18 protein-coding genes are annotated in these 22,906 nt (G+C 72.2%); 13 read left to right on the forward strand and 5 right to left on the reverse strand.

Annotation, left to right across the window (positions count from 1 at the left end):
- Positions 1–67: 67 nt before the first annotated feature.
- A complete protein-coding gene (gene dnaE, locus HBH26_RS06690; RefSeq protein WP_168133811.1) occupies positions 68–3,562 on the forward strand; it encodes a DNA polymerase III subunit alpha in 3,495 nt (1,164 codons plus the stop codon).
- Between the two features lie 278 nt (positions 3,563–3,840).
- Here dnaE and HBH26_RS06695 read toward each other — a convergent pair whose 3' ends face one another.
- On the reverse strand, positions 3,841–4,917 hold the full coding sequence (locus HBH26_RS06695) for a PA0069 family radical SAM protein (protein WP_168133812.1): 1,077 nt from the start codon (positions 4,915–4,917) through the stop codon (positions 3,841–3,843).
- 54 nt (positions 4,918–4,971) lie between these two features.
- Here HBH26_RS06695 and HBH26_RS06700 point away from each other — a divergent pair, with 54 nt between their 5' ends.
- Positions 4,972–5,304, forward strand: coding sequence for a VOC family protein (locus HBH26_RS06700; RefSeq protein ID WP_168133813.1), 333 nt, complete (start codon positions 4,972–4,974; stop codon positions 5,302–5,304).
- Positions 5,305–5,307: 3 nt separating this feature from the next.
- Here HBH26_RS06700 and moaB read toward each other — a convergent pair whose 3' ends face one another.
- Positions 5,308–5,835 (reverse strand): molybdenum cofactor biosynthesis protein B, encoded by a 528-nt coding sequence (gene moaB, locus HBH26_RS06705; RefSeq protein ID WP_168133814.1) that lies wholly within the window; start codon positions 5,833–5,835, stop codon positions 5,308–5,310.
- 171 nt (positions 5,836–6,006) lie between these two features.
- Here moaB and HBH26_RS06710 point away from each other — a divergent pair, with 171 nt between their 5' ends.
- Entirely contained in the window at positions 6,007–6,534 is a 528-nt protein-coding gene (locus HBH26_RS06710) for a DVUA0089 family protein (RefSeq protein ID WP_168133815.1), read from the forward strand.
- Between the two features lie 31 nt (positions 6,535–6,565).
- Here HBH26_RS06710 and HBH26_RS06715 read toward each other — a convergent pair whose 3' ends face one another.
- A complete protein-coding gene (locus HBH26_RS06715) occupies positions 6,566–8,365 on the reverse strand; it encodes a lytic transglycosylase domain-containing protein (protein WP_209308368.1) in 1,800 nt (599 codons plus the stop codon).
- A 59-nt stretch (positions 8,366–8,424) separates the two neighbouring features.
- On the reverse strand, positions 8,425–9,165 hold the full coding sequence (locus HBH26_RS06720; RefSeq protein ID WP_168133816.1) for a uracil-DNA glycosylase family protein: 741 nt from the start codon (positions 9,163–9,165) through the stop codon (positions 8,425–8,427).
- Between the two features lie 163 nt (positions 9,166–9,328).
- Here HBH26_RS06720 and HBH26_RS06725 point away from each other — a divergent pair, with 163 nt between their 5' ends.
- The 7 genes from HBH26_RS06725 to HBH26_RS06755 all read left to right on the forward strand — a co-directional run bounded on the left by HBH26_RS06725 (position 9,329) and on the right by HBH26_RS06755 (position 17,100).
- Entirely contained in the window at positions 9,329–10,987 is a 1,659-nt protein-coding gene (locus tag HBH26_RS06725; protein WP_168133817.1) for a 4Fe-4S dicluster domain-containing protein, read from the forward strand.
- Between the two features lie 65 nt (positions 10,988–11,052).
- Complete coding sequence (locus HBH26_RS06730; RefSeq protein WP_239024606.1) at positions 11,053–12,732, forward strand: tetratricopeptide repeat protein; 1,680 nt, start codon at positions 11,053–11,055, stop codon at positions 12,730–12,732.
- Positions 12,729–13,556 carry a 4-(cytidine 5'-diphospho)-2-C-methyl-D-erythritol kinase gene (locus tag HBH26_RS06735; protein ID WP_168133818.1) on the forward strand — a complete coding sequence of 276 codons (828 nt, stop codon included), beginning with the start codon at positions 12,729–12,731 and terminating at the stop codon, positions 13,554–13,556. The genes HBH26_RS06730 and HBH26_RS06735 overlap by 4 nt, the downstream gene beginning before the upstream one ends.
- Complete coding sequence (locus tag HBH26_RS06740) at positions 13,529–14,254, forward strand: enoyl-CoA hydratase/isomerase family protein (protein WP_338057278.1); 726 nt, start codon at positions 13,529–13,531, stop codon at positions 14,252–14,254. Before HBH26_RS06735 ends, HBH26_RS06740 begins: the two co-directional genes overlap by 28 nt.
- Positions 14,255–14,356: 102 nt before the next feature.
- On the forward strand, positions 14,357–15,430 hold the full coding sequence (gene recA, locus HBH26_RS06745; RefSeq protein ID WP_168133819.1) for a recombinase RecA: 1,074 nt from the start codon (positions 14,357–14,359) through the stop codon (positions 15,428–15,430).
- Between the two features lie 174 nt (positions 15,431–15,604).
- On the forward strand, positions 15,605–16,444 hold the full coding sequence (locus HBH26_RS06750) for a methyltransferase domain-containing protein (RefSeq protein WP_168133820.1): 840 nt from the start codon (positions 15,605–15,607) through the stop codon (positions 16,442–16,444).
- Complete coding sequence (locus tag HBH26_RS06755; protein WP_168133821.1) at positions 16,441–17,100, forward strand: glutathione S-transferase family protein; 660 nt, start codon at positions 16,441–16,443, stop codon at positions 17,098–17,100. Before HBH26_RS06750 ends, HBH26_RS06755 begins: the two co-directional genes overlap by 4 nt.
- A 336-nt stretch (positions 17,101–17,436) precedes the next feature.
- On the opposite strand, the gene HBH26_RS06760 is transcribed toward HBH26_RS06755, so the two are convergent.
- Complete coding sequence (locus HBH26_RS06760; protein ID WP_168133822.1) at positions 17,437–18,066, reverse strand: prolyl hydroxylase family protein; 630 nt, start codon at positions 18,064–18,066, stop codon at positions 17,437–17,439.
- Between the two features lie 117 nt (positions 18,067–18,183).
- On the opposite strand from HBH26_RS06760, the gene HBH26_RS06765 reads away from it, so the two are divergent.
- From HBH26_RS06765 to HBH26_RS06775, 3 genes are read left to right on the forward strand one after another with little or no spacing between them, the layout of a single operon-like run.
- Entirely contained in the window at positions 18,184–19,023 is an 840-nt protein-coding gene (locus HBH26_RS06765) for a type II secretion system protein N (RefSeq protein ID WP_168133823.1), read from the forward strand.
- Positions 19,023–21,242 (forward strand): type II secretion system secretin GspD, encoded by a 2,220-nt coding sequence (gene gspD, locus HBH26_RS06770; RefSeq protein WP_168133951.1) that lies wholly within the window; start codon positions 19,023–19,025, stop codon positions 21,240–21,242. Before HBH26_RS06765 ends, gspD begins: the two co-directional genes overlap by 1 nt.
- A gap of 35 nt (positions 21,243–21,277) precedes the next feature.
- Positions 21,278–22,801: a GspE/PulE family protein gene (locus HBH26_RS06775; protein ID WP_168133952.1), complete on the forward strand. Its 1,524-nt coding sequence runs from the start codon at positions 21,278–21,280 to the stop codon at positions 22,799–22,801.
- The last annotated feature ends 105 nt before the right edge of the window (positions 22,802–22,906 follow it).

Below are 22,906 nucleotides of genomic sequence, written 5' to 3' on the forward strand. Positions count from 1 at the left end.
GCGGCGCTACGCCGAACCGGATCGATCCGCGCTGGTCGAATCGCGCGTCGCGCACTAGCCTGGGCCGATGGCGCATTCCGGGTTCGTACCGCTCCGCATCTTCTCCTCCTACACCATGCTGGACGGCGCGATCGATCCCAAGGCGATCGCCAAGCGCGCGGCGAAGCTGGGCTTTCCCGCCGCCGGGCTGACCGACCGCAACGGCCTGTACGCCGCCATGGCCTTCTCCGACGCGGCGGCCGGCGCGGGGGTGCAGCCCGTCATCGGCACGATGCTGGGCGTCGCGCGGCCCGACCTGCCCGATGGCGTCGCCCCGCAGGTCGACTGGATAGCGCTCTACGCGCAGGACGCTGCGGGCTACGACAATCTGTGCGCGCTGGTGAGCCGCGCGCATCTCGACCGGCCGATCGAGCTGGCGCCGCACGTCGGCTTCGACGTGCTGGAGCGGCACGCCGCTGGCGTCATCGCGCTGACCGCGGGAGGCGAGGGCGGCGTGGCGCGGCTGTTCGCCGAGGGGCAGCCCGACCGTGCCCGCGCCTATGCCGACCGGCTGGCGGCGATCTTCGGCGACCGGCTGTACGTCGAGCTGAGCCGGCGCGACGACGCGGTGGAGGCGGCGGCGGAAGCGGAACTGATCGACCTCGCCTACGATCGCGGCTGGCCGCTGGTGGCGACCAACCCGTGCTGCTTCGAGGAAGCGGATTTCGGCTCCGCGCACGACGCCATGCTGTGCATCGCCCATTCGACCTACGTCGAGAGCGACGATCGCCCGCGTTCGTGCGGCCATGCCTGGATGAAGCCCGCCGAGAAGATGCGCGCGCTGTTCGCCGACCTGCCCGAAGCGATCGAGAACACGCTGGTCGTCGCGCAGCGCTGCGCGGTGGCGGCGCCCAAGCGCAAGCCGATCCTGCCCAGCCTGGCGGGCGACCGCGAGGGCGAGGCGGCGATGCTGCGCGAGGAGGCGCGGCGCGGGCTGGACGCGCGGCTGGCGCGAATCGCGGAACTGTCCGCGTCCGCACAGCCGGAGGACTGGACCCGGCCCTATCGCGAGCGCCTGGAATTCGAGCTGGACGTCATCATCCAGATGGGCTTCCCCGGCTATTTCCTGATCGTCGCCGACTTCATCCAATGGGCCAAGTCGCACGACATTCCCGTCGGCCCCGGCCGCGGTTCGGGCGCGGGCAGCGTGGTCGCCTGGGCGCTGACGATCACCGATCTCGATCCGCTCGCGCTCGGCCTGCTGTTCGAGCGCTTCCTCAATCCCGAGCGCGTGTCGATGCCCGACTTCGACATCGACTTCTGCGAAACCCGCCGTGGCGAGGTGATCCGCTACGTCCAGGAGAAGTACGGGCGCGACCAGGTGGCGCAGATCATCACCTTCGGGAAGCTGAAGGCGCGCGCGGTGCTGAAGGACACCGGGCGCGTGCTGCAGATGAGCTACGGCCAGGTCGACCGCCTCGCCAAGCTGGTGCCCAATCACCCGACCGACCCCTGGACGCTCGATCGCGCGCTGAACGGCGTGGCCGAACTGGCCAAGGAATATGCCAACGACAACGACGTGCGCCGCCTGCTCGACCTGGCGATGAAGCTGGAGGGGCTGCCGCGCCACTCCTCCACCCACGCCGCGGGCGTGGTGATCGGCGACCGGCCGCTCGCGCAGCTGGTGCCGCTGTACCGCGATCCGCGCTCGGACATGCCGGTGACGCAGTTCGACATGAAGTACGTCGAGGGCGCGGGGCTGGTGAAGTTCGACTTCCTGGGCCTCAAGACCCTGTCCGTCCTGAAGAAGGCGGTGCAGCTGCTCGCGAAGCGCGGGATTTCGGTCGATCTCGACGCGCTGCCGTGGGACGACGAGGGCGTCTATCGCCTGTTGCAGAAGGGCGACACGGTCGGCGTGTTCCAGCTGGAATCGGAGGGGATGCGGCGCACGCTGTCCGCCGTCCGCCCGACCAACTTCGGCGACATCATCGCGCTCGTCTCGCTCTACCGCCCGGGCCCGATGGACAACATCCCGTCGTTCGGCCGCCGCAAGCAGGGGCAGGAGGAGATCACCTATCCCCACCCCCTGCTCGAACCGATCCTGAAGGAGACCTACGGGATCTTCGTCTATCAGGAACAGGTGATGCAGGCGGCGCAGGTGCTGGCGGGCTACTCGCTCGGCGGCGCGGACCTGCTGCGCCGGGCGATGGGCAAGAAGATCAAGGCGGAGATGGACGCGCAGCGCGCGACCTTCGTCGAGGGGTGCGCCGCGCACAACGGCATCGCGAAGAACTACGCCAACCAGCTGTTCGACTTGATCGACAAGTTCGCCGGGTACGGCTTCAACAAGTCGCACGCCGCCGCCTATGCGCTGCTCGCCTATCAGACGGCGTGGCTGAAGGCGCACCATCCGGCGGAATTCTACGCCGCGTCGATGTGCTACGACCTGCACCTCACCGACAAGCTGGCGATCTTCGTCGACGACGCGCGCCGGCTGGGCGTGCCGATGCTGGGACCGGACATCAACGCCAGCGTGGCGGAGTTCGACGTGCAGGCGGGCGCGGACGGCGAGTGGGGGGTCCGCTACGCGCTGGCGGGGCTGAAGTCGGTGGGCGAGGGCGCGATGGAGCGGCTGGTCGAGGAACGCGCCAACGGCGCCTTCGCCAGCCTCGACGATTTCGCCACCCGCGTCGATCCGCGGCTGCTGAACAAGCGCCAGCTGGAGACGCTGGCCGCGGGCGGCGCGTTCGACACGCTGGAGGCGGACCGCGCGAAGGTGCACGCGGTGGCGGAGACGATCCTGGCGGTGGCCGCGCGCACGCACGAGGGACGGACCAGCGGACAGGGCGGGCTGTTCGGCGGCGAGGCGCACGCGGGCGACGCGATCAAGCTGCCGGCGTCGGCGCGCTGGACGCTGGCCGAGCGGATGGAGCAGGAGAAGGAGGCGTTCGGCTTCTACTTCTCCGCGCATCCGGTCGACCGCCACCGCCACCTGGCGAAGATGCACGGCGCGCGCGCCTTCGCCTCGCTGGGCGAGTTGCAGATCGCCGACGGCGCGCGTGTCGGCGCGACCATGGCGGTGCTGGTGGAGGAGGCGCGGTGGCGCACCTCCGCGCGGGGCAAGCGCTACATGATGGCGACGCTGTCCGATGCGACCGGCCAGTTCGTCGCCACCTGTTTCGAGGATGCGGTCGCCAAGGACCTGGAGGACGCCGCGCGCGTCGGCGGCTGCGCGCTGGCGACGGTGGAGCTGGACCGTCGCGCGGGCGAGGAGACGCCGCGCGTGACGGTGAAGGCGCTGCGCCCGTTCGAGGGGCTGGCCAATGCCGCGCGCTTCGCGCTGGAGGTGACGGTCGCCGACGCCGCGGCGGTGGCGGCGCTCGCCGCGCTGATCGGCGGGGAGCGCGGCGCGCGCGGCAAGGTGTCGCTGCTGGTGCCGCTGACCGGAGGTACGACCGCTCGGGTGGTGCTGGGACGCGACTTCCGGCTGGACGCGGAACTGGCCGAGCGGATCGAGGGACTGCCCGGGGTGACGGGGGTGACGTTCGAGATCGAGGAGACGCGGCTGCGCTCGGTGGGGTGAGCGGGCGCCCCGCCGCTCGTTCTGCCTCGTCATGCCGGGCTGGTCCCCGGCATCCACCGTCCCGCAAAGCCGGCCGCTTTCGACTCTGAAGTGACGGTGACGGAAGGGAAGGTGTTCACGCGGAGTCGGGGAGAGTTGCGCTTCTGGCGGAGCTCCGCGAAGCGGAAGGGCCAAGGTGACGCTCTGGCTTGAGGAGCCGCCGATCGCCGCTCGGTGCGGCGGGGCCAGCACTTGATTCTCGGGCCTCCGCGCCTCCGCGTGAACCTCTTTTCGTCCCGTCAGAACAATTCCCCCTGCGCCCCCGGCGGCGGGCGGAACAGGTCGCGGCGCAGGTTCAGGCGGCGGCGCTCGTCGCTGAAGCCGGCGCGGGTGCGCGCGATGCGGAAGCGGGTGCGCAGCAGGTCCGCCCACGGTCCCTGCCCCCGCATCCGCGAGAAGAAGCCGGGATCGTTGTCGCGCCCGCCGCGCAGCGACTGGATCGTCGCCATCACCTTGCCCGCCCGGTCGGGAAAATGCTCGTCCAGCCAGGCGCGGAACAGCGGCGCCACTTCCCACGGCAGCCGCACCGGGATGAAGCTGACGCCGCGCGCGCCCGCGGCCGCGGCGGCGGCGACCACCGCCTCCACCTCGTTGTCGGTGATGGCGGGGATCACCGGCGCCATGTTGACGTAGGTCGGCACCCCCGCGTCCGCGAGCGCGCGCACCGCCGCCAGCCGCCGCGCGGGCGTGGGCGCGCGCGGCTCCACCGTCATCGCGATGCGCGGATCGAGCGAGGTGACGGAGATCGCCACCGCCGCCAGCCCCTTCGCCGCCATCGGCGCCAGCAGGTCGATGTCGCGCACGACGCGGTCGGACTTGGTGGTGACGATCAGCGGGTGGTCGCACTCGGCCAGCACCTCGATCACCTCGCGCGTCACGCGCCAATGCGCCTCGATCGGCTGGTACGGATCGGTGTTCGTCCCCATCGCGATCGGCTCGCACACGTAACCCTTCTTCGACAGCTCGGTGCGGAGCAGCGTCGCGGCGTCGGGCTTGGCGAACAGCTTCGTCTCGAAATCCAGGCCGGGGGACAGGTCGTGATAGGCGTGGCTGGGACGCGCGAAACAGTAGATGCAGCCGTGCTCGCAGCCGCGATACGGATTGATCGAGCGGTCGAAGGGGACGTCGGGCGAGGTGTTGCGCGCGATGATCGTGCGCGGGTGTTCCACCGTCACCGTGGTGCGCAGCGGCGGCGCCGCACCGTCCACGTCGTCGCGCGCGTCCAGCCAGTCGCCGTCCGCGTCCGCCTGCGGCACGCCGAAGCGCTTGCTCTGCGTGTTCAGCGTCGCGCCGCGATGGGGCCGGGGATTCGCCATTGCGCGATCCTACGGCACTCGATAGAACATAGCAAGAACATGGGAGACGGACGGATGGCACGCCTCAACTACCTCGAACTGCCGACCCGCGACCGGGAGGCGGCCAAGCGCTTCTACGCGGCGGCGTTCGGCTGGACGTTCACCGACTTCGGGCCGGACTATGCGGCGACGCTCAGCGGCGACACGGACCTCGGCGTCGATGCCGCGGACGATCGGATCGCCGCGCCGCTGCCGGTGATCGAGGTGGAGGATCTGGAGGCGACGCAGGAGGCGGTCGCCGGTGCGGGCGGCACGATCACCGTGCCGATCTTCGCCTTCCCCGGTGGCCGGCGGTTCCACTTTCGCGACGCCGACGGGCACGAACTGGCCGCATCGCAGCCCGGCTGAGCGTCACCGCTCGCGCAGGCGCGGCATCAGTTCGACGAAGTTGCAGGGGCGGTGGCGGCTGTCGAGCTGGTCCTTCAGGATGCCGTCCCACCCCTCCTTCACCGCGCCGGTCGAGCCGGGCAGCGCGAAGATGTAGGTACCGCGCGCGACGGCGGCGCAGGCGCGGCTCTGCACCGTGGAGGTGCCGATCGTCCTGAAGCTGAGCCAGCGGAACAGCTCGCCGAAGCCGGGGATCATCTTCTCCGCGACGCGCTCCACCGCCTCGGGCGTCACATCGCGGCCGGTGACGCCGGTGCCCCCCGTGGTGACGATGCAGTCGACGCTCGCGTCGTCGATCCAGCGGTGCAGCTGCGCGACGATGTCGTCGGCGTCGTCGCGCAGGATCAGGCGGTCTGCGAGCACGTGCCCCGCCTCCGTCAGTCGCGCGACCAGCGTGTCGCCCGAACGGTCCTCCGCCGGCCCGCGGGTATCGGAGACGGTCAGCACCGCGATGCGGACGGGGTGGAAGGGAAGCGAGGCGTCGATCGGCATGCCGGCGTCGTACCGTCCCTCGGCGCGGCGATCCAGCGCAGCGTATCATCCTGATACATCAACCATTTAACCAGATTTCCTGTAACAATCGCGCATGTTCTGCACCGCTGGAGCGCGTACATCGCCTGCCACGCCTTCACCGACGAAGGTGAACAGGGGATAGACAACAAGATGAACAGGATCATCGCCGGTGCCGCGATTGTTGCCGCTACCGTCATCGCCGCTCCGTCCGGGGCCGCCACCGTCGCGGGACAGCTGAACGCGCAGGGCACCGCAGACTATCGCTTCACCAGCGCGGGCGGCAACTTCACCGTCTCCGTCGCATCCGCCGGAGCGAACCCCGTTCACGACCCCAGCGTCTATATCTTCAAGGACAATAGCTCCACGCTGTCGGCGAAGACCGGCGAGTTCGTCGCGTACAACGACGATTACTTCAGCCTCAGCTCGTTCATCAGCGTGAACCTGGCGGCGGGCAACTACATCATGTCGGTCGGCCGCTATTACTTCAGCGAGGCCGAGGCGCGCTCGGGCATGGCCGATTACGGTGCCAACCAGACCTTCAATCTCACGACGTCGCAGGCGGTCAGCGCGGCGGGCGTGCCGGAGCCGGCGACCTGGGCATTGATGATCCTGGGTTTCGGCGCGGTCGGTGGGGCGATGCGCCGCCGCGCGGCCGGCGCCGCGGTCCGCTTCGCGTAAGATCGTTCTCCGCGGGGGCGGGCTTTCGCGTTCAGTTGGCGTGGGTGCCGCCTGCCGCGACGATGGCATTGGCGGCGATCGCGCTGGTCGCCGGCGCGGCGTTCATCCGCACCGCGCTGGCGCCGGGCAGGCCGGGGAAGCGCGGCCACAGCCCCTGGGCGAGCGCGGCGCGGCTGGGCGAGGCGATCTTGCCCGCCTGCCGTTCGTACATCCAGTAATTGCGCAGCACGGTGACGACGTAGCCGCGCGTTTCCCAATAGGGGATGCTCTCGATGTAGAGGAGCGGGTCGCCGCCGTCGCGGACGATCGCGTTCCACTCGCCGACGGGCTTCGGCCCGGCATTGTACGCGGCGATCACCTTGGGCAGCAGGCCGCCGGTCAGCCCCATGTCGCGCAGCCGCTCGATATGGCGCTGGCCGATGTCGATGTTGGTCGACGGGCGCGTCAGCGCCGCGGTGTCGACCGTCAGGCCGCGCTCGCGCATGTAGTCGGTCGCGGCGGCGGGCATGATCTGCATGAGGCCGTAGGCGCCCGCCGGGCTCTTCACCTTCGTGCGGAAGCCCGATTCCTGCAGCGCATGGGCGTAGACCAGCGCCTTGTCGACGCGCCACCCGGTGTCGGGCGTCCAGTTGGGCGAGGGGTAGCGCGCCTCCGCGGTGGCGGTGACGCCCGCGGGCATGTTGTGCGCCAGCCACACGGTGGTGGCGGGCAGGTCCATCTGCTCGGCCAGGCGCGTCAGGCTGGCGAATTCCGCCGGGCTGCCGATGCGCGCCTGCTGCCGGATCACGCCCTCGGCCGCGTCAGCCTCGCCGATCTCGATCAGCGCGGCGGCGACGCGCACGTTGGGGCGCTTCTCCAGCACCAGCCAGTCGCCCGAGCCGGTGGAGGAGAGGAGGTCCGCCGCCTTCTTCGCCGCCGCGCGCGGATCGGCGAGGCCGAGCGCCTCGCGCGCCAGCAGCCCGTAGAAGGTCTCGCGATATTGCGACGCCTGCTTCAGCCGCGCCTCGACCCGGTCGGGCCGGCCGCAGCGCATGTCGGCGCGCGCGGTCCAGAAGGTGGCGGTGGCGCGCAGGTCCGTATCGGCGGCGCGGGCGGCCACGCCCTCGAACGCGGGCGCCATGGCGGCGCAGTCGTTCTGGCGCCACGCCGCCAGCGCGCCCGTCCAGCGCGCGTGGATGGCCCATTCGCCGCTGCCGTCCTGCGCCGCCGCGGCCAGCCGCCGCGCGTCGCCGTCGCGCGCCATCAGATAGTAGATCCAGGCGATGCGCGACTGCCATTCCGTGGTCGCCTCCGGCGTCAGGCCCGAGGTGGCGTTCAGCAGCGCCTCCGCCTCCTCGCCCATGTCGCCCTTGACGAACGGCTGCATCTTCAGCGCGAGATCGGCCGCGATCAGGTCGCTCCTCGTCGCCTTGGCACGCACGCGCGCGGGGGCGCCGTCCTGCCAGATCAGCCGCTGCTGCACCGGCAGCGGGGCGAGGTCGGCCATGCCCCGCGCGCGCGCCAGCCGCTCGATCTCCGCCGCCTGCGGCAGTTCGGGCGCCTCCGCCAGCAGGCGGGCAAGCGCGTCGCCCTCGACCCGGGGCGATCCCTTGGCGGTGTACAGCTCGGCGCGGGCATAGGCGTGCAGCGGGCCGGGGGCGAGGCCGTCGAGCGCGATCTGCGCGTCGGTCCAGCGGCCCTCGCGGATCGCGGTGAAGACGGTGCGATAGCCGCCGCGCTGCTCCGGCGTCAGCTGCGCGGGCAGGCTGGCGGACAGTGCGAAAGGGGCCGGGGCGGGCGGCGCGCTGCCCGCCGGTGCGCCCGCGTCGGCGTCCGCCGTTGCGGCGGTCATGGCGAGGACCAGCCCGCCGATCCTTCCCAATACTGGCGTTCCCGTTCCTGCCGTTCTTTTCACCCCGGCAACTCCCCGTTCAGCAGCAACAGGTCGCGCCACGCTTCCGCCTTGGCCGCCGGCCGCTCGATCAGCAGCCGGGGGTGGTGGGTGGCGACGACCTGGGTCACGGTACCGTTCTTATGGTGAAGGGGATGGTAACGTCCCCGCGCCTCTGCCGCGTTCGTCGTCAGGATGGCACGGGTCGCCGCATCTCCCATCACCAGCAGCCGCTTCGGCGCGACCAGCCCGGCGTGATGGCGCGCGATCTCCCCCAGTCGCGCCTCCACGTCGCGCGGCACGCGGCCGATCGGCGGACGGCGCGCGCAGACCGAGGCGAGCAGCACCGTCTCGCGCGACTGGCCGATCGCGGCGAGCATCCGGTCGAACAATGCGCCGACCGCACCTTCGAGCAGCGCCTCCCGGTCGCCGCGCTCGGGACAGTCGAGCAGCACCATGATCGACGCGTCCGCGGGGCCGCGCGACGCGAACGCCGCGCCGCCCCAGTCGCGGTCGGGCGCCTGTTCCCCGGCACGCCACGCCGCGAACGCCTCCAGCGTGTCGGGCAGGGCGGCGGCGGGCGCCGCAGGAGAGGAGGCAAATGAGGGATGGGGGGCGGGCGTCGCCGGCTCGATCGGAGCGGGCGCGTCCAGCCACGCGAAGGGCGCATCCTCCACCAGCACGTCGACGCCCGCGTCGCGCCACCATTCCAGCGCGCTGGCCGTCAGTGCCTGCCAATCGAGATTCTGGTCGGCCCCCATCGCCTTGTCGGTAGCAGCTTTCGTCCCGCGTGAGGAGATGCGCCGCGCGGGCGTCCTTTGTGCCATTGACGGCAGGGGCCGTTCGCTGGCACCGCGAACGGCGGGGAAGGTGGCGGAACGGGGCCGGAATGCCCGTACCTCATCTTCGAAAAGGAGAAGACGAGTGAGCGATCGCGAATCCATGCCGTATGACGTGGTGATCGTCGGCGCCGGCCCCGCCGGCCTGTCGGCGGCGATCCGGCTGAAACAGGTGGCGGCACAGCGCGAGGCCGACATCTCCGTGTGCGTGCTGGAGAAGGGATCGGAGGTCGGCGCGCACATCCTGTCCGGCGCGACGATCGACCCGCAGGCGCTGGACGAGCTGCTGCCGACGTGGCGCGAGGACGGCTGCCCGCTGGCCGAGGTGCCGGTGACCAGCAACCTGCACTGGGTGCTGACGAAGGGCGGCAAGTTCAACCTGCCGCACCTGTGGACTCCGCCGTTCCTGCACAACAAGGGGACGTACACCGGCTCGCTGGGCAATCTGTGCCGCTGGCTGGCCGGCAAGGCGGAGGAGCTGGGCGTGGAGATCTTCCCCGGATTCGCCGCGGCGGAGATCCTGTTCCACGAGGACGGGAGCGTGAAGGGCGTCGCCACCGGCGACATGGGCGTGGCGCGCGACGGCACGCGCAAGCCCGACTGGCAGCCGGGGCTGGAGCTGCACGCCAAATATACCTTCTTTTCCGAAGGGTGCCGCGGGCATCTGTCCAAGGAGCTGATCCGACTGTTCGACCTGGCGCGCGACAGCGACCCGCAGGTCTACGGCCTGGGCGTGAAGGAGCTGTGGGACATCGACCCCGCGCTGCACGAGCAGGGAACCGTGGTGCACACGCAGGGCTGGCCGCTCAGCGAGCATGGCGCCAACGGCGGCGGCTGGATCTACCACCAGGCCAACGGGCAGGTCTCGATCGGCTTCGTGACGTGGCTGAATTATTCCAACCCCTACGTCTCCCCGTTCCAGGAAATGCAGAAGTGGAAGACGCACCCGGCCGTCGCCGCGCTGCTGAAGGGCGGCAAGCGCGTCAGCTACGGCGCGCGCGCGATCAGCGACGGCGGGTTGCAGTCGATCCCCAAGCTGGTGTTCCCGGGCGGGGCGCTGATCGGCGACAGCGCGGGCTTCCTGAACGTGCCGCGGATCAAGGGCACGCACACCGCGATGAAGACGGGGATGCTGGCCGCCGAAGCCGCGGTGGACGCGATCGTCTCGCAGCGCCAGTCGGACGAGCTGGCCGCCTATCCGCAGGCGTTCGAGACGTCGTGGGTGAAGAAGGAATTGTCGATCGTCCGCAACGTGGTGCCGCTGGTGAAGAAGTTCGGCGACTTTCTCGGCTCCGGCATCGCGGGCGTCGCGATGTGGATGGAATATCTCGGCCTCAAGTGGCCCTTCACGATGAAGCACCATCCCGATCACGAGAGCCTGTGGCGCAAGGACCTGGTCTCGAAGATCGACTATCCCAAGCCCGACGGCGTGCTGACGTTCGACCGCCTGTCCAGCGTGTTCCTGTCGAACACCAACCATGAGGAGGACCAGCCGGTCCACCTGACGCTGAAGGACCCGTCGATCCCGGTCGAGTACGACCTGCCGATGTACGACGAGCCGGCGCAGCGATACTGCCCGGCGGGCGTGTACGAGATCGTCGGCGAGGACACGGGCGATCCCCGGTTCGTCATCAACGCGCAGAATTGCGTCCACTGCAAGACGTGCGACATCAAGGACCCCACGCAGAACATCAACTGGGTGGTGCCCGAGGGGGGCGGCGGGCCGAACTATCCGAATATGTGAGGATGGCATCGGGGGTGGCATGTGAGGGGTGGCCGCGGCAGGCCGTGCTGGGCTAGGCTGGCGGCATGACCCGTCTCCAACCCGCCGCACCACCCCGGCGCACGCCGGGGGCCCGTTGCGTCGGCCAGGATGACGGACCCCGGCGCGCCGTCACGATCGTTCCCCGGCTGAATCCCGGCGTGCGCCGGGGTGGTCGCCTCCTCGCCGTCGCCGCGCTGCTGCTCGCCACCCCCGCGCACGCCGTCACCGGCGACCTCGCCGCGTACATGCGCGCGCGCGCCGCCGATGCGGACGGGCGGCCGGCGGCGGCGGCGCAGGATTACGCCCGCGCGCTTGCCGCCGACGCCGCCAGCCCGGTGGTCGCGATCCGCGCCTATCGCGAGGCGGTGCGCGCGGGCGACCTGGCGCTCGCCGACCGCGCCGCCGCGGCGCTGGGCGGGGCGGCGCCCGCCGACGCCGCGCTGCTGGCCGCGGGACAGGCGGTGCGCGATCCCGCCACCGCCGGGGCGGCGATCGACCGGCTGGCCGCGGGACAGTTCGCCATCTTCGCGCCCGCGCTGCGCGCCTGGACCGGCCGGGAGAGCGCGACGCCGGCTGCCACGAGCGCGGGAGGAGGCGACGCCATCGCGCGCCGCCTGCTGGAGGAGACGCGCGCGCTGGCGCAGATCGCGCGCGGCGACACCGATGCGGGCCTGGCCGCGCTCCACGCCCGGCTGGGCAACGATCAGGCGGCGCAGGACAACCGCCTGTTCGCGGCGCGGCTGCTGATCGCGCAGGGCAAGGCGGCGGCGGCGCGCACGCTGCTGGTGGGCGAGGCGCCCGCGATCGTCGCGCTGCGCGCGCGGGTGGACGATCGCGCCGCGGGCGTGGCGCCGACGCTGGCCTCCGCCGCCTCGCACCTGTTCGCGCGGGTCGCCTCCGACCTCGCGCTCGGTCCGCCCTCGCCGGTCAGCTACGCGCTGCTGCGCGCGGCGCTGCGCGCGGACCCGCGCAACGATCGCGCCGCCATTCTGCTCGCCGGGGCGCTGGCGCGCGACGGCGCGACCGACCAGGCGGTGGCGACGCTGGCCGCGATCCCCGCCGACAGCATCCACGCCGCCGCCGCCGCCACCGGGCGCGTGCAGATCCTGGCGGCCGCCGGCCGCGACGAGGAGGCGCTGGCCGCCGCGCGCGCCGCGGGAACCGCCAGCGCGGCGGACGCGAGCCGGCTCGCCGACCTGTACCTGCGGCTCGATCGCCCGGCGGAGGCGGTGCCGCTCTACCGCGCCCTGGTCGAGCGCGCGGGAGCCGGTTGGGCCGAGTGGCTCCAGCTGGGTGCCGCGCTGGAGCTGGCCGGCGACTGGGCGGCGGCGCGCCCGGCGCTGGAGCGGGCGGTGGCACTGGGGCCGGAGCAGCCGCTGGCGCTCAACCATCTCGGCTACTCGCTGATCGAGCATGGCGAGCGTGCGGGCGCGGCGCAGGCGATGCTGGAGAAGGCGGCGCGACTGCAGCCCGACGACGCCGCCATCGCCGATTCTCTGGGCTGGTCCTTCTATCGCCGCGGGCAGCTGGCGCGCGCTCTGCCGCTGATCGAGCGCGCCGCCGCCGCCGACCCGGCCAATGCGGAGATCGCGGAGCACCTGGGCGACGTCTACTGGTCCGCCGGGCGCCGGTTCGAGGCGCGCTACGCCTGGACCGCGGCGCGGCAGATGGGCGAGGGCGACGATGCCGCGCGGCTGGCGACGAAGATCGCGGACGGGCTGTGATACGGGAGGCCGCGCCGGCGAAGATCAACCTCGCGCTCCACGTCCGCCGCCGCCGCGACGACGGCTATCACGAGCTGGAGACGCTGTTCGCCTTCGCGCGCCACGGCGACGAGGTGGAGGTGCAGCGCTGGCCGGTGCCCTGCTTCGCGGTCGTCGGGCCGTTCGCCGCGGGACTGGCCGGATCGGACAATCTGGTCGTCCGCGCCGAAGCCGCGTTCCGCGCCGCGTTCGGCGTCGCGCAGCCGCACGCGATCATGCTCGACAAGCACCTGCCCGTCGCGTCGGGCATCGGCGGCGGATCGGCCGACGCGGCGGCGACGCTGCGCGCGCTGGCGCGGCTGCACGGCGTGGCGGCGGACGACCCGCGACTGTTCGCCGTCGCCGCCGCGCTCGGTGCGGACGTGCCCGCCTGCCTGCTCGGCCGCGCCACCTTCGGCAGCGGGCGCGGGGACGCGCTGGTGCCGGTCCCGGGGCTGGGCGATATGCCCGCGCTGCTCGTCAATCCCGGTGTGGCGGTCTCCACCGCGGCGGTGTTCGCGCGGTGGGACGGGACCGACCGTGGCCCGGTCGCCGCGGGCGAGACGCTGGCGCGCGCGCTCGCCGGGCGCAACGATCTCCAGTCGCCCGCGGCGGCGATCGCCCCGGTGATCGCCGAGGTCGTCGCGCTGCTCGCCGCCCAGCCGGGCGCCACGCTGGCGCGGATGTCGGGATCGGGCGCGACCTGCTTCGCGCTGTTCGCCGACGCCGCCGCGCGCGACGCCGCCGACGCCGCCGTGGCGTGCGCGCGGCCCGGCTGGTGGCGGCTGGCGACGACGATCGCGTGATCGCGCTGCACCTCGACGCGGGCGTCGCGACGCTGACGCTGGATCGCGCGCCGGCGCGCAACGCCCTGCCCGTGGCGGCGTGGCACGCGCTGGCGGATGCAGCGGCGCGGGTGGACGCGGACGCGCGCGTCGTCGTGATCGCCAGCGCGGTGCCCGGGATCTTCTCCGCCGGCGCGGACCTCGCCGAACTCGCCCGGCTGACCGACGACGTGCCCGCGCGCGCCGCCTTTCGCGAGGCCATGCGCGCGGGGATCGAGGCGGTGGCGCGGCTGCCGGTGCCGACGCTCGCCGCGGTGGAAGGCGGATGCTTCGGCGCCGCGGTGGCGCTGGCGATGGCATGCGACCTGATCGTCGCCGCGCCGGCCGCGCGTTTCGCCATCCCGCCGGCGCGGCTGGGCATCGGCTATCCCGCGGCGGACGTGGCGCGGCTGGTCGCGCGGGTGGGGCAGGGGGCGGCGGCGCGGCTGCTGTTCACCGCCGAGGCGATCGACGCGGACGAGGCGCGGCGGATCGGCCTGGCCGACGCGATCGGCAATCCCGCCGCCGTCGCCCACCGCATCGCCGCCAACGATCCGGGGGCGCTCGCCCTTCTGAAGCGGATGCTGCGCGATCCCGGCGACGTCGCGCACGACGCCGCGTTCGAGGCGAGCTTCGGCAGCGCTGCCTTTCGCGCAGGGACGCAGCGCTACCGCCCTTGATTTCGCACTGAAGTTCTCCACTTGTTCTTTTGGAACGGATGGGGTACATCCAACACTCGCGTTGAACGAAGCGCGCGGGTGCTCTAGCGAGGGACAAGGCAGATGGCCGCCAAACTTCAGGTGATCGACACGGGCATGGCAACCGCGACTACGGATCGGCAAAAGGCGCTGGACGCCGCACTGGCGCAGATCGACCGCGCCTTCGGCAAGGGCTCGGCGATGAAGCTGGGCCAGAAGGAGACGATGCAGGTCGAGGTGATCTCGACCGGCTCGCTCGGCCTCGACATCGCGCTGGGCGTCGGGGGGCTGCCGCGCGGCCGCGTGATCGAGGTGTACGGGCCGGAGAGCTCGGGCAAGACCACGCTCGCGCTGCACGTGATCGCGCAGGCGCAGAAGATGGGCGGCACCGCCGCGTTCGTGGATGCCGAGCACGCGCTCGATCCCGTCTACGCGAAGAAGCTGGGCGTCAACATCGACGAGCTGATCGTGTCGCAGCCCGACACGGGCGAGCAGGCGCTGGAGATTACCGACACGCTGGTCCGTTCCAACGCGATCGACGTGCTGGTGGTCGATTCGGTCGCCGCGCTGGTGCCGCGCGCCGAGATCGAGGGCGAGATGGGCGACAGCCACGTCGGCCTGCAGGCGCGCCTGATGAGCCAGTCGCTGCGCAAGCTGACCGGATCGATCAGCCGCTCGCGCTGCATGGTGATCTTTATCAACCAGCTGCGCATGAAGATCGGCGTGATGTACGGCAATCCGGAGACGACGACGGGCGGCAACGCGCTGAAGTTCTACGCCTCCGTCCGCCTCGACATCCGCCGAACCGGGCAGATCAAGGATCGCGACGACATCGTCGGCAACGCGACCCGCGTGAAGGTGGTGAAGAACAAGGTCGCGCCGCCGTTCAAGCAGGTCGAGTTCGACATCATGTACGGCGAGGGCATCTCGAAGATCGGCGAGATCCTGGACCTGGGCGTAAAGGCCGGGCTGGTCGAGAAGTCGGGCGCCTGGTTCAGCTACGACAGCGTCCGCATCGGCCAGGGACGCGAGAACGCGAAGACCTTCCTGCGCGAGAATCAGGAGATGGCCGACCGCCTGGAAAAGGCGATCCGCGCCCGCACGGAGGCGGTGGCGGAGGAAATGATGGTCGGCGAGGGGCCGGACGACGACGTCTGATCGCGCGACCTGGAGAGGGCGGATCGACGCGGACGGGTGGCGTCGACGGGTCGACGGTCGAGCGGGGCGGTGCTGCATGACACGGGCAGGCGGGGAGGCAGGCGGGGAGGTGGCGGTGGCGCCGGCGCGGCCGGGCCCGCGGCTGGCGGGCGGTGTCGCCCTTCTCGCGCGGCGGTGACCGACGCTGCCGCCTGGACCGGCGCGGTGGGGCGCAGCTGGGCGGCGGAACATGCGCGGACCGAGCGTGCCTTTGCCGCGATCGGCGCGACGCTGGACGCCGCGGTCACCGCCGTGGCACCCGCGGCCGGGTGCGCGGTGGACCTGGGCTGTGGCGTCGGCGGCACCGCGCTCGCGCTCGCCGCCGTGCGACCGGAACTGGCAATCACCGGCGCGGACCTGTCCGAAGACCTGCTCGCGATCGCCCGCGGGCGCGTCGGCGGACGGGGCGGTCCCGCCTTCGTCGCGGGCGATGCGGTGGCGGTCGCGGAGGAACTCGCGCCTGTCGACCTCCTCGTCTCGCGCCACGGCGTCATGTTCTTCGCCGATCCCGCTGCGTCCTTCGCGCGGCTGCGCAAGGCGTGCCGGCCGGGCGCGCCGCTCGTCTTCTCCTGCTTCCGCCCGCGACGCGAGAACGACTGGTCGGCCGCGGTCGACGCCGCGCTCGGCCTCCGCGTGCCGGCGTCACCGGGCTACGCCCCCGGTCCGTACGGCTTCGCCGATCGCTGCTTCGTCGCCGGGATGCTCGCACGAGCCGGGTGGCGCGACGCCGGCGTCGCCGCGCACGACGTCCGCTACGTCGTCGGCGCCGGCGCGGATCCGGTCGCCGACGCGCTCGGCTTCTACCGCCGCATCGGCACGGCCGCCGCGGCGCTCGCCGCCGCCGACCCGGCGACGCGCGCCGCGATGGAGGCGCGGCTCGCCGACCTGTTCGCCGCACGGACCCGCGACGGCGTCGTCGCGTTCACTGCCGCGATCTTCGTCTGGCACGCCGTCGCAGCAGGGGACACCGAATGACCATCATCGTCCACCATCTCGAGAACAGCCGCTCGCAGCGCGTGCTGTGGCTGCTGGAGGAGCTGGAGCTGCCCTACGAGGTGAAGCGCTACGAGCGGGACAAGGCGACGATGCTCGCCCCGCCCGAGCTGCGCGCGATCCACCCGCTCGGCAAGTCGCCGGTGATCGAGGACACCGCACCGCAGGACGGGGGCGGGCGCCGGGTCGTGGCGGAGACGGGGGCGATCGCCGAGTATCTGGTCGATCGCGCGGACGGGCGGCTCGGCTCGCCGTCGCGCCGCGACGCCGCGCTCGATTACCGCTTCTTCCTGCACTATGCCGAGGGCTCGCTGATGCCGCCGCTGCTGCTGCTGCTGGTCCTCTCGCGCATCCCGTTGCTGGGCAAGCGCGCGGCAAAGCGGGTGCAGCCGATGCTGGACCGCCACCTCGACTTCGTCGAGGCGCGGCTGGCGGACCGCCCCTGGTTCGCGGGCGATGCGCTGACCGCGGCGGACGTGATGATGAGCTTCCCGCTGGAGGCGGCGGTCAGCCGCGGCGGCCTGGGCGCATCGCGTCCGAACACCATGGCGTGGCTGGAGCGCGTCCACGCGCGTCCCGCCTACCAGCGCGCGCTCGCCGCGGGCGGCCCCTACGCCTATGCCGGCGGGCCAGCGTGATCGCGGGAGCGTGACGATCCCCGCTCGTCCGCCGAGCGACGGCCGACCTTCGCTCGCGCCGGTGCAAGGCGCGACGTCACCGGTGATCTCGCCGCGCCGAGACGCGTGTCGGGATGGCGGAGGTTGGCGAGGTACGGCCGACGATGCGCGTCGCGCGCCGTCGTATCGGGCTGCCCGATCGGGTCCCGGTCGCCGCCCCTGAGCAGCGTCGGGTCGGGTCATCGCGCCGGCTATGCGTGACGCGCGAACCGCACCGCGACTACGTGACGGGGCCGCGATCCGTCGCCGGACGCGAGCGGTCGGCGAGCCGCCGGCGCCCCGCCTCCGCCCGCCCGATCACCAGCCCCACGGCCGCTCGCGATACCATTTGGTGATGACGTACTTGGTCCCGGCGCGCACCTTCATGCCGTGGTGGATCGTGGCGGGGTTCAGCAATCCGTCCGCGCGGCGATTGTCCCAGCAGACCAGCTTTCCCGTCTCCGGCTGGATCGTCTTGTCCACCGCCTTGAACCGCGTCGCGCCGCCCGCCTCGGGTTCGTTGAGATAGACCATCGCCGTCCACGTCCGGTTGCCCGCGACCGAGCAATAGCGGTCGTAATCGACGCCGTTCGGCTCGAAATAGTCGGTGTGCGCCTTGAACTCCTGCCCCACGGCGTAGCGCTGGCCCTGCAGCGGCTCGCCGTGCAGCGGGTCGAGGCCGGTGAACGCGGCCAGCGCCGCGTCCACCGCCGCCACCAGCGGGTCCGCGGCGGCCAGGTCGCAGGTCTCGCTGGTGCGGAACGCCGCGTCGCCGTTGAAGTCGGACACGGTGGAGGGGCGGCGCTGCGCGTCGATCATCGCGACCAGCCCGGCGCAGGCGCCCGCGTCGAGGAAGCCACGCTTCACGAACAGCGTCAGCTTGGGGCTGGGTACTCGCTGGATGCCCGGCTGCGCGGCGATGCGCGCGGCGATCGATGCGTCGGCCATACCGATGTTCCTGCCACCGCGCGCGCCCGCACCTCAAGCGGAGAAATATTACACAAGGCTGCAATGCCGCTGTAACATGTCGCACGTAGCCGGCGCGGGCGGGAGTTTTGCAGGCGGATGCGATTGAAGTTCGACGCCCGGGCACGGGCGATCCTCAGGCGGCTGCCGGTGGTCAACGTCTATTCGGTGGTGGAACTGGCGCTGCTCGCCGGGCTGGCGGTGCAGGCGGCGCGGCTGCTGTGGACGATCGTCACCCCGGTCGCGCCGCTGGGCGCCTGGGTGCCGACCGGCCCCGCCATCCCCGCCGATCCCGCGGGCGTGATCGCCGGCTTCGACCCGTTCTTCCGCGTCAGCGGCGCCGCGCAGGCGCAGGGACCGGCGGCGGTCACCTCGCTTCAGCTGACGCTGTTCGGCACCCGCATCGATGCCGCCGCCGGCGGCGGCTCCGCGATCGTGGCGGGGCCGGACGGGATGCAGCGTTCGGTCAGCGTGGGTGAGGAAGTGGCGCCCGGGGTCGTGCTGAAGGCGGTGGCGTTCGACCACGTCACGCTCGATCGCGGCGGCGCGGCGGAGGACCTGTTCCTCGACCAGTCCGGCGCTGCCGGCGCCCCCGCGGCGCCGCCCCCCGCCGCGGGCGCCCCGCTGACCGCCGGCGCGCCCGCGGTGGGCGGCGGCAGCGCGATCCCGGTCGATCAGCTCCGCGCCGACATCACTGCCATTCCGCGCATCGACGCCGGCCGGATCAGCGGCCTGACGGTGCGCGGGCAGGGCGGCTCCGCCTTCGCCGCCGCGGGCCTTCGCGACGGCGATGTCGTGACCGCGATCGGCGGGCGTCCCATCGCCGGCCCGGCCGATCTCGACCGGCTGGCGCGCGAGGGCGCGGCCGCCGGCACGCTGGCGCTGACGGTCGAGCGCGGCGGCCAATCCCTTCCGCTGACGATCCCGGTGGCCCAGTGATGCGTTCCCTCCTCGCCGCCACCGCGCTGGTCGCTACCCTTTCCGCGCCGCTCGCCCTCCCCGCCGCGGGGCAGACCACGCTGAACGTGCGCGACGCCGACATCCGCGCCTTCATCGCCGACGCGGCGAAGGTGACGGGGCGTACCTTCATCATCGACAGCCGGGTGCAGGGGAAGGTGACGGTCGTCACCGACCGTCCCTTGTCGCGCTCCGAGTATTTCGAGGTCTTCCTCTCCACGCTGCGCGCCAACGGGCTGGTCGCGGTGCCCACCGCCAACGGCAGCTTCCGCGTCCAGCCGATCGAGGGCGCGGCGTCGCAGCCGGGCCGGGTGGGCGTGGCGGGCGCGGCGCGCAACAGCCTGGTGACGGAAATCATTCGGCTGCGCTCGGTCGACGCGACGCAGGCGGTGGAAACCGTGCGCCCGCTGGTCAGCGCGCAAGGGTCGGTGACGGCCAACCGCGGCGGCAACAGCCTGGTCGTGGTCGATTTCGCCGACAACATCCGCCGCGTGCGCGAGGTGATCCGGCGCGTCGACACCGACACTGCGGCGACCCGCATCGTCGCGCTGCGCAACGCCCGCGCGGCGGAGGTGGCCACCGCGCTCGCCGGGCTGATCGGCGCGCAGCCGGGCGGCGCGGCGGGCGGGGTGGGCGCGTCGGCGGTGGCGATCGAGAGCAGCAACGCGGTCGCGCTGCGCGGCGATCCCGCCACGGTCGCGCGGCTCGCCGGCCTCGCCCGCGATCTCGACCAGCGCGCGCGCAACGCGACGGAGATCAAGGTCGTCTTCCTGGAGAATGCGGATGCGGCGCAGCTGCTGCCCGTGCTCCAGCAGCTGGTCGGCCAGGCGCCCGACGCGATCCAGGAGACGACGCTGACGAAGACGGGCGTCAGCAGCACCAGCAGCAGCAATGGCAGCGGCACCACGCCGTCGTCGGGTCTCGCCCCGCAGCAGTCGCAGACGACCACGACCACCACCGGCGGCGGGGCCGCGCCGCAGCAGGCGGCGATCACCGGCGCGGGCGGGCGCACCGCCGCGGTTGTCACGCGCTTCGCCGGGGCCAACGCGATCGTCATCGCCGCGCCCGCCGACGTGCAGCGCCAGCTGTCCGACGTGATCGAGAAGCTGGACCGCCGCCGCCAGCAGGTGATGATCGAGGCGATCGTCGCGGAGGTGTCCGACCAGACGGTGAACCGGCTCGGCGCGCAATTCCTGCTCGGCAATCTCGACGGCGGCGCGTTCGCGGCGTCCACGTTCAGCAATTCCGCGCCCAACATCCTCCAGATCGCGGGTGCGGTGGGCGCGCAGGCGCTCGGCTCCTCGCGTACCGTCACCATCGGCGCGGACGGCACGCGGACGGAGACAACGACGAACAACTCCGCGTCCGACCAGCTGACGCAATCGGCGATCAATTCGATCATCGGATCGTCGGGCGGGTTCGGCGGGTTCGGCGGGCAGATCGGCTCCACCGTGTTCGGCGCGATCATCAATGCGGTGAAGGGCGACACGCAGTCCAACCTGCTCCAGGTGCCGCAGCTGATGACGCTCGACAACCAGGAAGCGCACACGCTGGTCGGCCAGGAAATCCCGATCACGACGGGGCAGGCGCTGTCGAACAATTTCGACAACGCCTTCCGCACGGTCCAGCGACAGAACGTGGGCATCGGGCTCGACGTGCGCCCGCAGGTGAATTCGTCGGGGACGGTGAAGCTGAACCTGCACCTGGAGGTCAGCTCGATCGCAGGGCCGGTCAGCAGCGACAATTCGGACCTGATCCTCAACAAGCGCGAGGTGGAGACCACGCTGACGCTCGACGACGGATCGATCGGCGTCATCGCGGGGCTGCTGAGCGACGAGGAGCGGCGCACGATCGAGAAGATCCCGCTGCTGGGGGACATCCCCGTGCTCGGCAATCTGTTCAAGTCGCGCGCGCGGACGCGGGCGAAGACGAACCTGATGATCTTCCTGCGCCCGCGCATCATCCGCACCGCGGAGGACAACCGCCGCGTGACCGAGCAGAAATACGGTCAGGTGCGGCTTCAGCAGGGGATGCAGGAGCCGGGGACCGAGCCGTCGATCGACGCGCTGGTGCGCGACTATCTCGGCGCCAGCCCGCCGCTGCCCCCCGCGGGCGAGCCGGGCAGCATCGAGGATCCGCGCGTCGGCGTGCCGGTGCAGCGCAACTCCACCGTCGTGATCCCGCGGGAGAAGCGGCGGTGATCGTCCGCACCGGCGCCGAGCCGGAGGCCGGTGAGGTGCTGGCCGAGGCGCCGTCGATCGCGGTACCGCCGGTGGCGCTTCCCTACGCCTTCGCGCGCCGGTTCGGCGTGTGCCTGTCGGGCGAGAAGGTGGCGCTGCGAGAGGGCAGCGATCCGCGTGCGCTGATCGAGGTGCGCCGCGTGCTGCGCCGCCCGTTCGACGTGGAGGTGGTCGCGCCGACCGCCTTCGACCGGCTGCTGAGCGACAATTACGCGATGGACGGTCAGGCGACCGCCGCCGCCGCGGTGGGCATGGGCGACGAGCTGGACCTGCTGGCGGAGGGGCTGCCCACCGCGGAGGACCTGCTCGACACCGCCGACGACGCCCCCGCCATCCGCCTCATCAACGGCATCATCGCCGACGCCGCGAGGAATGGCGTCAGCGACATCCATATCGAGCCGTACGAGACCGGCCTCGTCGTCAGGATGCGGATCGACGGCGTGCTGCGCGAGACGCTGCGGATGCCGCCGCACGTCGCGCCCGTGGTGGTCAGCCGTGTGAAGGTGATGGCGCGGCTCGACATCGCCGAGCGGCGCGTGCCGCAGGACGGACGCATGGGGCTGACGCTGGGCGGCAAGCTGCTCGACGTGCGCGTCTCCACCTTGCCCAGCCGCGCGGGCGAGCGCGTGGTGCTGCGCATCCTGGACAAGGAGAATGCGGGCATCGACCTCGACGCGCTGGGCATGACGGCGCCGATGTACGCGCTGCTGCGCGAGGCGATCGCGGAACCCAACGGCATCATCCTCGTCACCGGGCCGACCGGCAGCGGCAAGACAACCTCGCTCTACGCCGTGCTGCGCCTGCTGAACGACGGCAGCCGCAACATCCTGACCGTTGAGGACCCGGTCGAATATGCGGTGGAGGGCGTCGGCCAGACGCAGGTCAATCCCAAGGTCGGCCTCACCTTCGCCGCGGGGCTGCGCGCCATCCTGCGCCAGGATCCCGACACGGTGATGATCGGCGAGATCCGCGATCGCGAGACCGCCGAGATCGCGGTGCAGGCATCGCTGACCGGGCACCTCGTCCTGTCCACCGTGCACACCAACGACGCGGTGGGCGCGATCACGCGGATGCGCGACATGAAGGTGGAGCCGTTCCTGCTCGCCAGCACGCTGCGCGCGGTGATCGCGCAGCGGCTCGTGCGCCGGCTGTGCCCCGCCTGTCGCCACGCGGTGCCCGCGGGCGAGACGGTGGCGCCGCTGCTGGGCGTCGACCCGGCGGCGACGGTGTACGAGGCGGTGGGGTGCGAGCAGTGCAACCGCACCGGGTTCAAGGGCCGCATCGGCGTGTTCGAGGCGGTGCGCGTCGACGCGACGATTCGCCGCCTCATCAACGAAGGCGGCGACGAGGACGCGATCGCGCGCCACGCCTTCGCGCCCAAGGAAGGCGGGGGTGGCGACACGCTGGCGACTGCGGCGCGGCGGCTGGTGGAGCAGGGGCTGACCACCGCGGAGGAGGCGGTGCGGGTGAGCCGGGCGGAGAATGCGGACGCGGACACGGCGGCGATGGGCGATGCGTGAGCCGATCCTATCCTCCCCGGGACGGGGAGGGGGACCGCTCGCGAAGCGAGTGGTGGAGGCGGCGTGCCACGAGACGCACCGCCTGCGGCCCGCCCCCTCCACCAT

It is taken from the genome of Sphingomonas corticis, assembly GCF_012035195.1.
Classification (GTDB): domain Bacteria; phylum Pseudomonadota; class Alphaproteobacteria; order Sphingomonadales; family Sphingomonadaceae; genus Sphingomonas; species Sphingomonas corticis.

What these genes read in the sequence shown, in the direction of transcription:
- HBH26_RS06720 (WP_168133816.1), bottom strand. Translation starts at nt 9,165, where the DNA reads ATGGGGGCCGACCAGAATCTCGATTGGCAGGCACTGACGGCCAGCGCG.
- gspD (WP_168133951.1), top strand. Translation starts at nt 19,023, where the DNA reads ATGCGTTCCCTCCTCGCCGCCACCGCGCTGGTCGCTACCCTTTCCGCG.
- HBH26_RS06755 (WP_168133821.1), top strand. Translation starts at nt 16,441, where the DNA reads ATGACCATCATCGTCCACCATCTCGAGAACAGCCGCTCGCAGCGCGTG.
- HBH26_RS06695 (WP_168133812.1), bottom strand. Translation starts at nt 4,917, where the DNA reads ATGGCGAATCCCCGGCCCCATCGCGGCGCGACGCTGAACACGCAGAGC.
- HBH26_RS06760 (WP_168133822.1), bottom strand. Translation starts at nt 18,066, where the DNA reads ATGGCCGACGCATCGATCGCCGCGCGCATCGCCGCGCAGCCGGGCATC.
- HBH26_RS06730 (WP_239024606.1), top strand. Translation starts at nt 11,053, where the DNA reads ATGACCCGTCTCCAACCCGCCGCACCACCCCGGCGCACGCCGGGGGCC.
- dnaE (WP_168133811.1), top strand. Translation starts at nt 68, where the DNA reads ATGGCGCATTCCGGGTTCGTACCGCTCCGCATCTTCTCCTCCTACACC.
- HBH26_RS06710 (WP_168133815.1), top strand. Translation starts at nt 6,007, where the DNA reads ATGAACAGGATCATCGCCGGTGCCGCGATTGTTGCCGCTACCGTCATC.
- HBH26_RS06715 (WP_209308368.1), bottom strand. Translation starts at nt 8,365, where the DNA reads ATGACCGCCGCAACGGCGGACGCCGACGCGGGCGCACCGGCGGGCAGC.
- HBH26_RS06700 (WP_168133813.1), top strand. Translation starts at nt 4,972, where the DNA reads ATGGCACGCCTCAACTACCTCGAACTGCCGACCCGCGACCGGGAGGCG.
- HBH26_RS06765 (WP_168133823.1), top strand. Translation starts at nt 18,184, where the DNA reads ATGCGATTGAAGTTCGACGCCCGGGCACGGGCGATCCTCAGGCGGCTG.
- recA (WP_168133819.1), top strand. Translation starts at nt 14,357, where the DNA reads ATGGCCGCCAAACTTCAGGTGATCGACACGGGCATGGCAACCGCGACT.
- moaB (WP_168133814.1), bottom strand. Translation starts at nt 5,835, where the DNA reads ATGCCGATCGACGCCTCGCTTCCCTTCCACCCCGTCCGCATCGCGGTG.